Here is a 12,427-nt window from a genome sequence, read left to right as displayed (position 1 = left end):
ACGGGGCCGCGCCGAGGTGCGCCGACACCCCCGCCGAACCGGCGGGGCCGCACGGTCGTCGTGTCAGTCGTCGTGTCGGTCGACGGGTCGGTCGACGGGTCAGTCGTCGTGTTCGTCGATCCACTTCTGGCGGTCGGGAGCCTCCTCGCCGATCGTCGTGGAGTCGCCGTGGCCGGTGAGCACGAGGGTCTCCCCCGGCAGCGTGAGCAGACGGTCGGTGATCGAGGCGACGATCGTGTCGAAGTCGCTGAACGAGCGGCCGGTCGCCCCGGGGCCGCCGTGGAACAGCGTGTCGCCGCTGAAGAGCACCGCGAGGTCGGGGCTGTGGAGGCACACGCCGCCCGGGGAGTGGCCGGGCGTGTGCAGCACGGTGAGGGGCAGGCCGCCGACCTCGATGATCTGGCCGTCGGCCAGGTCACCGTCCGGCGGGGTGTCACCGAACTCCGCGTCCCACAGCATGCGGTCGTCGGGGTGGATCCAGCGCGGCGCACCCGTGGCCTTCGCGAGCTCGCCGCTCGCGTTGATGTGGTCGTTGTGGCCGTGGGTGAGGACGATGGCACGCACCGTGCGGCCGTCGATCGCCTCGATGACGGGCTCGGCCTCGTGGGCCGCGTCGATGACCAGAACCTCGTCGTCGTTGCCGACGAGCCAGATGTTGTTGTCGACCTCCCATTCACCCCCGTCGAGGGCGAACACGCCGCGGGTGATGACCCGCTCGACGCGGATGCCCTCGACCGAGCCGGGCGTGGTCACGATCTCCGAGGCGCTCACAGCTCCACCACCGATCGCAGCACGGTTCCATCCGACATCTTGGCGAATGCCTCCTCCACATCGTCGAGCGCGATGCGCTCGGTGACGAACCTGTCCAGGTCGAACCGGCCCTGTTTGTACAGCGAGACGAGCATCGGGAAGTCGCGCCCGGGCAGGCAGTCGCCGTACCAGCTGCTCTTGAGCGCGCCGCCGCGGCCGAAGATCTCGATCATCGGCAGCGTGACCTCGAGGTCGGGGGTCGGGACACCGACGAGCACGACCCGACCCGCGAGATCGCGGGCGTAGAACGCCTGCTCGTAGGTCTCGGGGCGTCCGATGGCCTCGACGACGACATCGGCCCCGAAGCCGCCGGTGTACTCGCGGATCTTCTCGACCGGGTCCTCCTTCGTGGCGTCGACGGTGTGGGTCGCGCCGAACTCGCGGGCCCACTCGAGCTTGGTGGGGTCGACGTCGACGGCGATGATCGTCGTGGCCCCGGCGACGACCGCACCCGCGATCGCCGCGTCGCCCACGCCGCCACAACCGAACACGGCGATCGATTCGCCGCGCTGCACCGCGCCCGTGTTGACCGCCGCGCCGAATCCGGCCATGACGCCGCATCCGAGCAGCCCGACCGCGGCCGCGTCGGCCTCGTCGACCTTGGTGCACTGGCCGGCGGCGACGAGCGTCTTCTCCACGAACGCGCCGATGCCGAGGGCCGGGGTGAGTTCGGTGCCGTCCTCCAGCGTCATCTTCTGGGCCGCGTTGTGGGTGTCGAAGCAGTACCACGGCTGCCCCTTGAGGCACGCCCGGCAGGCGCCGCACACGGCACGCCAGTTGAGCACGACGAAGTCACCGGGCTCGATCTCGGTGACCCCCTCGCCCACGGACTCCACGACCCCGGCCGCCTCGTGGCCGAGGAGGAACGGAAAGTCGTCGTTGATGCCGCCCTCGCGGTAATGCAGGTCGGTGTGGCAGACGCCGCAGGCCTGGATCGCGACGACGGCCTCGCCCGGGCCGGGGTCGGGGACCACGACGTCGACGAGTTCGACGGGGGCGCCCTTGCTGCGGGCGATCACTCCCTTGACAGTGCTCGGCATAGCCGCCCTTTCATCGGTGGGGTTCGGCCGTTCGTGCCCCATTCAATCAGTCCGCAGGAAGTGACGACACCGGGCGCCGGATCGCCGTTCGGGCCATGCCGGGGACGCACCGCGGCGGGCTGGGACAGGGACCGAGACGCCGCCGGGGCTGCGGATCGGCGCGGCCCGTTGACACGGCCCCGATGCCCCGGCGAGGGTGAGCGGAGGCCTGCCTCGAGGGAGAGTGTCGATGACCGATGCCGCGCAGCACCTGCTCGATGTGCTGGGACCCGACATGGTCCTCACCGACCCCGATCGCATGGCCGGATACCGCTGGGACCGCGCGAACGACCCCGGTGCGGGAACGCCGCTCGCGGTCGTGCGGGTCTCCTCCACCGAGGACGTGCAGACGGTGGTGCGCATCGCCGCGGAGCATCGCGTGCCGGTCGTCACCCGTGGGGCCGGTTCGGGCCTCTCCGGCGGTGCCTCGGCGGTCGACGGCGGCATCGTGCTGTCGACCGAGCGCATGCGAGCCATCGAGGTCGATCCCGCCACCCGCACGTGCGTCGTCGAGCCGGGCCTGCTCAACGCCGAGGTCAAGGCCGCGGTCGCCGAACACGGCCTCTGGTACCCACCGGATCCGTCGTCGTACGAGATCTGCTCGATCGGCGGCAACGTCGCGACGAACGCCGGCGGCCTGTGCTGCGTGAAGTACGGCGTGACGATGGACTACGTCCTCGGCATGACTGTCGTCCTCGCCGACGGTACGGCGGTGGAACTCGGTGGCCCCCGCCTCAAGGACTCGGCGGGGTTGTCGATGACCAAGCTGTTCGTCGGCAGCGAAGGAACGCTCGGCATCGTCACCCGCATCGTGCTGCGACTCCTGCCCGCTCCGCGGCCCGCCTCGACCCTCGTCGCGATGTTCCCGAGCCTGGACGACACGACCAACACCGTCTGCGACATCACGGCCGGCATGCGCCCGTCGACGATCGAGTTCATGGACTCGGCCTCGATCAACGCCGTCGAGGACGTCACCCACATGGGCCTGGACCGTGAGGCCGCGGCGCTGCTCGTCGTGCAGTCCGACGAGCCGTGCGGCCAGGCCGCCACCGAACTCGAGGCCGTGCGGGAGATCTGCGGAGGCCACCATGCCCTCGAGGTGTTCGTCACCGATGATCCCGACGAGGGTGAGGCGTTCGTCGCCGCGCGGCGCATGGCGATCCCCGCCGTCGAGAAGCGCGGATCGCTGCTGCTGGAGGACGTCGGCGTGCCGATCCCACTGCTCGGCGCACTCGTGCAGGGAATCGCCGACATCGCTCGGGAACGTGACGTCGAGATCGCGGTCATCGCCCACGCGGGCGACGGCAACACCCACCCGCTCATCGTCGTCGACCCCACCGATCCCGACCAGGCCGAACGCGCCGCCCAGGCGTACGGCGAGGTCATGACCCTCGCCATCGGCCTCGGCGGCACGATCACCGGCGAGCACGGCGTCGGGCGACTCAAGAAGCCGTGGCTCGGCGACTACCTCGGCCCCGACGCCCTCGCGCTCAACCGGCGCATCAAGGACGCCCTCGACCCCGACGGCATCCTCAACCCGGGCGCGATGTTCTGAGGCCGGTGAAGAGAGCGAGTGCCCCTTGAATGGCCGGCGGCGTGAGCCAGAGGTCCAGGGGTTTGACCTAGGCGCCTGTCGTCCGGACAAAGCAAAGAGCCGCGGTCCCTGAGGACCGCGGCTCTTCGAGTGGTAGCGGGGGCAGGATTTGAACCTGCGACCTCCGGGTTATGAGCCCGGCGAGCTACCGAACTGCTCCACCCCGCGTCGGTGAACACCACCTTACGCCACCGTGCTCACTCGTCCAAATCGGGCACCGGAGTACGCGGTCGGGAACCGCGTCGGGCGGGCCTGCGCCGTGCGACGACGAGGCCCGCCCGTCGCCATCTCAGCCCGTCGGAGTGCCCGAGGCCGTCGGGGCCGGGGTGGCGGGAGGCGAGGAGGGACTCACGCTCACCGACCCGCCCTGGGGCTGCAGCTCGATAGCCCGCTTGATCGCGGTGTCGAGCTTCTTCTGCGCCTCGCCGTAGGCCGCCCAGTCACCCTTCTTCATGGCCTCGCGGCCGGCCTCGTACTGCTTCTGCACCTCGGCCAGCGCCGTCTTGAGCTCCTGCGGTTGCGCGGAGCCGGACGGTGACGGTGTGGGCGTCGCACCCGGGCTCGGGGTGGCCCCCGGCGTCTGAGGCGTGGGCGCCACGCCACTGTCACCCGCCTGCGCACCCGAGTCGCCCTTGAACAGGGCGTCGAGGGCCTGGTCGAGTGTGGCGGCCCAGGCGATGTCGTTGCCGAACGAGACGACGACGGCCTGCAGGCGCGGGTACGTCGACCCGGCGGTACCGCTGACGTACTCCGGCTGGACGTAGAGCAATCCGCCACCCACCGGCAGGGTGAGCAGGTTGCCCTTGTGCACCCGAGAGCCGCCCTGGCTGTTGAGGTTGAGGAACTGGCTGAGGGTCAGATCGAACCGGTCGGACTTGTCGTTCGAGGAGTCGATCCGGTTCTGCACCTGCGTCGGGCCCGGCACGTTCGTCGAACTCGGCAGGTCGAGCAGCCTCATCGTGCCGTAGCCGGGGCGTCGCTTGCCGGCCTCAGAGCCCGCGTCGGAGTCGATCGCGAGGAAGCCCGTGAGGTACGGCCGGTCGGTACCCACCGGCGAGAACGACGTCGTCAACGAGAACGCCGGGTTCTCCTGACCGGGCATCGCGATCGAGAGGTAGTACGGCGGCTGATCGGGCAGGCCCGCCTGCTTGGGGTCGCCGGACGTCGGGTCCTCCGGCACCTTCCAGTACTCACCACCGGTGTAGAAGCCGCCCGGATCGGTGATGTGGTACCTCGTGATGATGTCGCGCTGAACCTTGAACAGGTCCTCCGGGTAGCGCACGTGCGACATGAGCTGCGCGCTGATCTCGCTCATCGGCCGCAGCGTGCCCGAGAACGCCTGGCCCCACGCCTTGAGCATCGGGTCGGACTCGTCCCAGGCGTAGAGCTTCACCTCACCCGAGTAGGCGTCGACCGTGGCCTTGACCGAGTTGCGGATGTAGTTGATCTCGCCGGCACGCACCGCCTCGACGCTCTGCGCGCGGGTCGTCACCGCGTCGGTCGTCGCCGTCTCGAGGGACTGCTTCTGCGAATACGGGTAGTTGGCCGACGTCGTGTACCCGTCGAGGATCCACTGCACGCGGCCGTCGACGACCGCGGGGTAGGCGTTGCCGTCGAGCGTCAGCCACGGCGCGACCCGCTCGACGCGCTCGCGAGGAGTGCGGTGGTCGAGCATCGTCGAGTAGTCGCCGACCTGCTCCGACAGCATGATGCGGTACTCGCGGTACTTGATGGCGTAGGCCACCCGCTTGAGGAAGTTGTCCATGCGCACCCCGCCGCCACCGGCGTAGGTGTTCTTCTGCTCGCCCTGGGCCGACTGGAAGTCGAGCTCGCGGTCGGGGCGACCGCCTTCCTTGCCGACGATCGAGTACTCCGTCGAACGCTCGCCGAAGTAGATGCGGGGCTCGAACTCACCCAACTCCCCCTTGGGCGGGATGTCGCGGACGTAGTAGCTGGGCTCGCCGTCGCTCGTCTGCTTGTTGCCGTAGGCGGCGACCACGCCGTAGCCGTGGGTGTAGACCGTGTGGTCGTTGACCCAGTTGCGCTGCGGCACCCCGTTGAGGTCGAGTTCGCGGGCGGCGATCACGGTGTCGCGCGGCTGGCCGGAGATGCGGTAGCGGTCGACGTCGAGCACGTCGGGGAACCCGTAGTACCGCCGCAGGCCCTGAGTCTGGGTGAAGGTGCGCGAGACGATGGTCGGGTCGAGCAGGCGAATGCCCGGGACCGTGGCCGCGTCGGCGCGCAACTGCCCCGAGGACGCCTTGGTCTGGGCGTTGTACTGCTGTTTCTCGATGCCGTCGATGCCGTACGCCCGCCGGGTGGCCTCGATGTTCTTGCGGATGAACTCCGCCTCGAAGTACTGCTCCGACGGCCCGACCCGCAGGTTCTGCACGGCGAGCGGGTAGAGGCTGCCGACGACCACCGAGGTGATGACGAGCATGGCGACCGCGATCATCGGCAGGCGCCAGGAGTGGCTCCAGATCGTCGCGATGAACAGCCCGGCGCAGATGAGCGCCGCGATCGCGAGGATGGCCTTGGTGGGCAGGACCGCGTTCTGGTCGGTGTACTGCAGACCGGTGATGAGGCTGCCGCGCTTGGTCGAGAGCTCGTACCGCTCGAGCCAGTACGAGACGGCCCGCAGCAGCACGAGCGCGGCGGCGAGCAGCGAGAGATGCACCCGCGCGGCCTTGGTCGTGCGGGGCCCGCTGCCCGAGAGCTGCAGGCCGCCGTAGACGTAGTGGGTGACGGTGGCCGTGACGAGCGTGAGGACGAGGGCCATCGTGCCGAACGAGACGAGGAACTGCAGCCACGGCAGCGTGAAGACGAAGAAGCCGACATCGAGACCGAACGTCGGATCCTGCTGACCGAACGACTGCGCGTTGAGCCAGAGCAGCAGGGTCTGCCACTGGCTCGCGGCGGCGAGACCGGCGAACGCACCCAGCACGAGGGGCGCGACCACGAGCCCGATCCTGCGCAGCGGGTCGATGACCTCGCGGTACCGGTCGAGGGCCTCCTGCTGCGCCGTGGACGGCGGGTAGATCGGCCGGGTGCGGTAGGCGATGACGAGGGCGGAGGCGACGAGTGCACCGACCACGAGGGAGGCGACGACGAAGGCCCCGACCTGCGCAGCGAGGCGGGTCCACAACACCCCGGAGAACCCGGTGGCGGAGAACCACAGCACGTCGGTCCAGAAGCTCGACAGCGCCGCGAGCACGCCGAGGACGACGAGGACGATGGCGACCGTCAGGCCGAACCTGCTGGGCCGCCGCGCGCCACCCGGGCCGGCCGTACGCACGTGGCTGCCGCCTGCGCCGCCTCCGCCGCCCGCGCCATTGCCGGGACCGCCGGGACCGCCGGGCACGCCGTGCCCGCGCAGACCGCCGAAGCCACCGAAACCGCCGGGCCCGCCGAACCCGCGGCCCGCGTTCTCGTCGCCGCCCGAGGAGTCATCCCGGGGGGTCTGGTCACTCACGCCGTATCCACCTGTCCTGCCGTCTGGTCGTGCCGTCTCGTCGGGTGTACTGCTCCACGGTACCCAGGCCCGCCGACAACCGACCGAGGAGTGCTGAGGGGGCCCGAACGTGGCGCGCACGACGACGCGTCGTCAGCGGCCCGCCGACGCCCGCGTGCCGGGGTGGCCCGCGGTTTGGCACGATGGCCGCGTGACCGAGATCGTGCCCGTCCACCCGCCCCTGCTCGAGTGCGCCCTGGAGGCGGAGAAGTACGTCGCGGCCTCCGGCTGGGACCAGCCGCTGCGTCTCTTCGCCCTCGTCGACGCGGCCGATTTCGCCGAGGCCGAACCCGACCTCGCCCGGCGGCTCGACGACGCGCCCGCGGAGCAGGGCGCCACCGAGGCACCCGAGCCCGGTTCGGCCTACGTGACCATCGAGCAGGACGACCTGCCGGCCCACTCCGACGTGGAGGAGCTGCTGGCCCAGCTCGCGTGGCCGCCGCAGGTCGACGGCGTGGCGGTGGCGATCGAACGGATCGTCCTTCCCCCCGGCGCCGAGGAGGGCCTGCCCGAGGACCCCGCCGAGGCGACGAAGGCGTTGCTCGAACACCCCGGCCGGGCCGACATCCGCATCCTCGCCGCGGTGTCACGCGACGGCGACCGGGTCTGCCTCGTCCGGCAGCGAGCGCACGACAGCGACGACAAGGTCGCGAGCGGTGAGGAGATCGCACCCGGCCTGCTCGACGCCCTGGCCGCCACCCTCGAGGACTGAGGCTCGACGCGGCGACTCGCGGCCGAGGCGAGTGCCCGCCTCACTGCCCGGGACACGACGGCAGGCTCGCCCCCTGCCCGGCCGCGGCCTTCTCGACCGCGGAGAGCGCCTGGTCGAAGGTCTCGACGGGCGTGACGACCAGGCCGTCGGGCACGTGACCGACGACCTCGTTGCAGTTGCCCCGGGGAGCGAGGAAGAACCCCGCCCCGGCCTCTTTCGCGCCGACCATCTTCTGGGCGATGCCCCCGATCGGGCCGACCGCGCCGGTGGAGACGAGGGTTCCGGTGCCGGCGATCTTCTGCCCGCCGGTGAGCGCGCCCGGGGTGAGCGTGTCGTAGACCCCGAGGGCGAACATCATGCCGGCCGAGGGACCCCCGACGTCTCCGACGTGGATCTTGACGTCGACCCCGAAGGAGAACTTCGGCTGGATGAGCACGCCCACGACCCGGCGCCCGTTGCGGACCACGGGGGTGAGCGGGACCGTCTGGGTCGAGCCGCCGCGCTTCACGGTCAGCGTCACGTCACCAGCGCTCTTCTGGATGCGCTGGGTGATCTCGGAGGCGTGGCCCACGGCCTTGTCGTCCACACGGGTGATGACGTCGCCCTTCCGCAAGGCGCCGGTGGCGGGGCTGTCGGGCAGGACCTCGGCCACCTCCGCCCGCTCGGTGACCGGACGGCCGAGCTTGCTCAGGGCCACGGCGACCGCCTCGTCCTGGGAGTCGGTCATCGCCGCGGTGTTCTGCTCGCGCACCGCCTGCTCGGAGACCTGGGGCGGGTAGACCACCGACTCCCGCAGGAGTTCGGCGTCGGGGTCGACGAGGGCCCCGAGCACGTTCCAGGCGGTCGGCCGGCGTCCCGGGCCGCCGTACTGGGCGACCGTGGTGAAGTACAGCGCTCCCGACGTGGGATAGGACTTGGCGCCCTCGACCGTGACGACCGGCGCGCCGTCCTCCGGACGCCCGATGATGTCGACCGCAGGGCCCGGTCGCAGCACGACGAAGGGCAGGGTGACGAGTTGCCCGACGAGCCCCAGCACGACAAGGAGCAGCAGCAGCGCCGACAACGGGCGGCCGAACAGGGGACGCCGCCGGCGCACGGCTGCCGACGGCGCGTCAGAGGTCTCGAGAGAACTCGTCGCGCCGGAGCGGCGCCACCTCACGGAGTGCCCACCCACTCGTCGGAGCCGTCGGCGAAGAGCTGGTGCTTCCAGATGGGCACCTGGGCCTTGAGGTCGTCGATGAGGGCACGGCAGGCGTCGAAGGCCTGACCCCGGTGTTCGGCGCCGACCGCGAGGACGACCGCGAGGTCCCCGACCCGCAGGCTCCCGGAGCGATGCACCGCGGCGGCGGTGACGACCCCGTCGCGCCGCAAGGTGGCGTCGACGAGCTCACGCAGTTTCTCGACGGCGCTCGGGTGGGCCGAGTACTCCAGACCCCCGACACCCTTGCCGCCGTCGTGATCTCGCACGACACCGAGGAACGTGACGACCCCGCCGACCCGTGGGTGGGCGACGGCGCCAAGCACCTCGTCGACCGACAACGGGCTGTCGCTCACGGCGACCAGGGGGGTGTCGGGCATGGCTCTCCTCGAGGCTCGTGGGGTGAGCGGGCGCCACGGTCACGAGGAGACCGAGGAGACGAATACGTCCATCGGCCGGATCCCCGGGAACGTCGCGACGCCGTGCGTGGTTATGTGGGAGTAGACAGTGTCTCAGGCGTGAAGGAGTCCTGATGTCCAACCCGTCCCACCCGAACGAGCCCGAACAGCCCGACTTCGCCAAGCTGTTCGAACAACTGCTCGGCGGCGGGGACCCGGCCATGGCCGAGGCGCTGAAGTCGATGGGCCTCGATCGGATCGATCCCTCGCAGATGGCGATGATCGCCGGCCAGTTGCAGGCCATGTTCTCCGGCCCGTCCACCGGTGACGGGGTCGACCTCGACCTCTGTGCCGACGTCGCGCGCAAGACGGTCTCGGCCGAGGGCGACGCCGTCGTGAGCGACAAGCAGCGACGAGCGATCGAGGAGGCCGGCCACGTCGCGGGCCTGTGGCTCGACGAGGTCACCTCCTTCGAGGCGCCCTCCGGCGGCGTCAAGGCGTGGAGCCGCGCGGAGTGGGTGGCCGGCACGATGCCGATGTGGGGGCGGCTGGTCTCCCCCGTCGCGCAGGGCGTCACGGCCGCGATCACCTCCGCGCTCAAGAGTCAGCTCGATCAGCTCGGCGAGCACGGCCTGCCCGAGGGCATGCCCGGCATGCCGCAGCTGCCCGCAGGCATGGACATCTCCGGGATGCTCGGACAGATGGAGCCGATGCTCGCGCGCATGAGCAGCTCGATGTTCGGCGCGCAGATCGGTCGTGCCGTCGGCCTGCTCGCCGGTGAGGTGCTCACCGGCACCGAGGTCGGTCTTCCGCTCGTCGAGGACGGCGCGGTCGTCGTCCTTCCCGCCAACATCGCGGAGTTCGCGGAGGGCCTCGAGATCGACGCCGCGCAGATCGAGCTGTACCTCGCCGTGCGCGAGACGGCCCGGGTGCGGCTCTTCCACGGCGCCGGATGGCTCGGCCCCCAGCTCGTCACCGCGGTGCAGGCCTACGCCCGCGACATCCGCATCGACACCGAGGCCATCGAGGCCAAGGTCGCCGGCATCGACCCGACCGACCCCAAGGCGATGCAGGAGGCCATCGGCGATTCGTTGTTCACGAACGATCCCAGCCCCGCGCAGAAGGCGGCGCTCACCCGGCTCGAGACCCTCCTCGCGCTCGTCGAGGGCTGGGTCGACCACGTGAGCGACAAGGCAACGTCGGGCCATCTGCCCCAGGCGGCCGCCCTGGGTGAGGCGGTGCGTCGCCGCCGCGCCACGGGTGGCGTCTCCGAGCAACTCTTCGGCCAGCTCGTCGGCCTGGAACTGCGGCCGCGCCGGCTGCGCGACGCGGCCAACCTCTGGGCGGCCCTCGAGAGCGCCTCCGACGCCCAGACCCGTGACGCGGCCTGGGCCCACCCGGACGTCGCCCCCGGGGCCGAGGACCTCGACGACCCGCTGGGCTTCGTCCAACGCACGGTCGGCAGCGAGCGCACCGAGCTCACCGACGACCTCGACGCGGCCCTGGAGGCGATTCTCGCCGGTGAGGACGCCCGGCAGCGTGGGGACGCGGCGGCCGAGGAAGGCCCTTCGGACGCCGGGCCGTGGCCGTCACAGACGCAGCAGAAGGACCCCGATGCCCACCCCGGTGGCGACGGCGAGCACGACGAACGGCGCGACTCCGATGGCGAACGCTGAGAGCCTCTCCTCCGCAGGTCCCGCCCTCGATCCGGTCGGCGTGCGGGCCGAACCTCGGCGGGCTCCTGCCCGCACCCCTCGCGCCCGGCGCTCGCGGCCGAACAAGGCCCGGGCGGCGTGGATCCCCAAGCAGCACGGCGCATGGGCGATGCTCACGGTCCCCCTGCTCGTCGGCGCGATTCGGTCGGGATGGTCCCTCGCCCACGTGCCGCTGACGGTCTGCTGGATCGTCGGATACCTCGGCTTCGCGGCCGCCGGTCTGTGGTTGCGCTCGGGACGCAAGGAGGTCTACCTCACCCCGGTGCTGGTCTACGCGGGGGTGAGCCTGGTCGCCGGTCTCGCGCTGCTCGCGCTTCGCCCCGAACTCGCCTGGTGGGCCCCGGTGTTCGCCCCCTTCGCGGCGGTGAGTCTGTGGTACTCCTCCCGGCGCCGGGACCGGGCCCTGGGCAACGACGTCGTGACGATCCTCGCCGCGAGTCTCATGACCCTCGTCGCCGCGAGCGCCGGTCGCCTCGGGGAGACGGGGAACGCGCTGGGTGCCGCCGTCTCCGACGCGCCGCTCGTGGGGTCGACACTCGCCCTCGCGCTGTACTTCGTCGGCACCAGCCTCTACGTCAAGACCCTCATCCGTGAACGCGGCTCGCGCGCCTACCGTCGGGCCTCGATCGCGTACCACGCCGCAGCCACCGTGCTGTGGGCGGTCGTGCCCTCGCTGCTGCCGGCCGAACTGCGCCCGCCGCAGCTCACGCAAGGGCTGCTCGTCGCGTTCTTCGCGGTGACGACCGCGCGGGCCGCGGTGCTCGCCGGGCGGCGCATCCGTCCCATGAAGGTCGGTCTGGGGGAGATCGCACTCTCGGTGGCACTCGCGCTCATCCTGTTGGCGTGGTGAGCCCCCGGTCCTGGGCGAAGGAGACTCCGTCGAGAAACCCGCGCGCCCGTTCGAGCCTCGGATAACCGGCGAGCTCGGCCCAGAACCGCGGCCCGTGGCCCGGCTCGATGAGGTGAGCGAGTTCGTGCAGCAGCACGTAATCGAGGACCTCCTCGGGCAGCGCCCGTGCCGACTCCGAGATGCGGATCTCACCTGTCGAGGGCGTGCACGACCCCCAACGCCGCTGCTGGCGCCCGCTCCATCGCACCGACGACGGCTCGGCGCGACCGCCGAGGTAGCGCGCCGACAGTGTCCTCGCCCGCGTTTCGAGCTCGGCGTCGCCGGTGCGCGTCTCCCGACTGCGCAGGCGGCGTGTGAGTTGCTCGACGAGTCGGCGTTCCTCCGCGGCCGGCAACGCCTCGGGTACGAGCGCGACGATGCGGCCCTCCTCGAATCTCGCACTCACGGTGCGGCGCCGGCGCGCACTGCGGCGGATCGACACGGTCTCGCCGTCGACCGCGAGGGTGTCGGGACGGGGCTCACGGCGCAGGCGGCTCGGCATGGATCGCACCGTAGCGGTG

The 12,427-nt window shown here is 71.2% G+C and carries 10 protein-coding genes and 1 tRNA gene; 4 read left to right on the top strand and 7 right to left on the bottom strand.

Annotated features, from left to right (window positions below; genetic code table 11):
- Positions 1 to 99: 99 nt before the first annotated feature.
- Together BN1197_RS01980 and BN1197_RS01975 are read right to left on the bottom strand one after the other, a co-directional pair.
- Entirely contained in the window at positions 100 to 771 is a 672-nt protein-coding gene (locus BN1197_RS01980; protein WP_082043545.1) for an MBL fold metallo-hydrolase, read from the bottom strand.
- Entirely contained in the window at positions 768 to 1,850 is a 1,083-nt protein-coding gene (locus BN1197_RS01975) for an S-(hydroxymethyl)mycothiol dehydrogenase (protein ID WP_040155728.1), read from the bottom strand. Before BN1197_RS01975 ends, BN1197_RS01980 begins: the two co-directional genes overlap by 4 nt.
- 229 nt (positions 1,851 to 2,079) lie before the next feature.
- On the opposite strand from BN1197_RS01975, the gene BN1197_RS01970 reads away from it, so the two are divergent.
- Positions 2,080 to 3,444, top strand: coding sequence for an FAD-binding oxidoreductase (locus BN1197_RS01970; protein WP_040155727.1), 1,365 nt, complete (start codon positions 2,080 to 2,082; stop codon positions 3,442 to 3,444).
- A 130-nt stretch (positions 3,445 to 3,574) separates the two neighbouring features.
- Here BN1197_RS01970 and BN1197_RS01965 read toward each other — a convergent pair.
- Positions 3,575 to 3,651, bottom strand: a tRNA-Met gene (locus BN1197_RS01965).
- Positions 3,652 to 3,772: 121 nt separating this feature from the next.
- Positions 3,773 to 6,955 carry a UPF0182 family membrane protein gene (locus tag BN1197_RS01960; RefSeq protein ID WP_082043544.1) on the bottom strand — a complete coding sequence of 1,061 codons (3,183 nt, stop codon included), beginning with the start codon at positions 6,953 to 6,955 and terminating at the stop codon, positions 3,773 to 3,775.
- A gap of 190 nt (positions 6,956 to 7,145) precedes the next feature.
- Between BN1197_RS01960 and BN1197_RS01955 the strand changes: the two genes are divergently transcribed.
- Positions 7,146 to 7,706 (top strand): PPA1309 family protein, encoded by a 561-nt coding sequence (locus tag BN1197_RS01955; protein ID WP_040155725.1) that lies wholly within the window; start codon positions 7,146 to 7,148, stop codon positions 7,704 to 7,706.
- Positions 7,707 to 7,746: 40 nt separating this feature from the next.
- Here BN1197_RS01955 and BN1197_RS01950 read toward each other — a convergent pair whose 3' ends face one another.
- On the bottom strand, positions 7,747 to 8,865 hold the full coding sequence (locus BN1197_RS01950; protein ID WP_141397182.1) for a YlbL family protein: 1,119 nt from the start codon (positions 8,863 to 8,865) through the stop codon (positions 7,747 to 7,749).
- On the bottom strand, positions 8,862 to 9,284 hold the full coding sequence (locus BN1197_RS01945) for a molybdenum cofactor biosynthesis protein MoaE (protein ID WP_040155723.1): 423 nt from the start codon (positions 9,282 to 9,284) through the stop codon (positions 8,862 to 8,864). Before BN1197_RS01945 ends, BN1197_RS01950 begins: the two co-directional genes overlap by 4 nt.
- A 152-nt stretch (positions 9,285 to 9,436) precedes the next feature.
- Between BN1197_RS01945 and BN1197_RS01940 the strand changes: the two genes are divergently transcribed.
- The gene (locus BN1197_RS01940) at positions 9,437 to 10,978 is read left to right on the top strand and encodes a zinc-dependent metalloprotease (RefSeq protein ID WP_052465867.1); all 1,542 of its coding nucleotides are present in this window, start codon (positions 9,437 to 9,439) and stop codon (positions 10,976 to 10,978) included.
- Positions 10,917 to 11,867: a YwiC-like family protein gene (locus BN1197_RS01935; protein ID WP_052465866.1), complete on the top strand. Its 951-nt coding sequence runs from the start codon at positions 10,917 to 10,919 to the stop codon at positions 11,865 to 11,867. The genes BN1197_RS01940 and BN1197_RS01935 overlap by 62 nt, the downstream gene beginning before the upstream one ends.
- Here BN1197_RS01935 and BN1197_RS01930 read toward each other — a convergent pair.
- Positions 11,848 to 12,408 carry a M48 family metallopeptidase gene (locus BN1197_RS01930; RefSeq protein WP_040155721.1) on the bottom strand — a complete coding sequence of 187 codons (561 nt, stop codon included), beginning with the start codon at positions 12,406 to 12,408 and terminating at the stop codon, positions 11,848 to 11,850. The two genes, BN1197_RS01935 and BN1197_RS01930, sit on opposite strands and share 20 nt — an antisense overlap.
- Positions 12,409 to 12,427 lie beyond the last annotated feature (19 nt).

This window comes from Mobilicoccus massiliensis (assembly GCF_000826525.2).
Taxonomy (GTDB): Bacteria; Actinomycetota; Actinomycetes; order Actinomycetales; family Dermatophilaceae; genus Mobilicoccus; species Mobilicoccus massiliensis.
The sequence above is the reverse complement of the archived record's forward strand: the minus strand, read 5'-3'. Positions and strand labels throughout refer to the sequence as shown.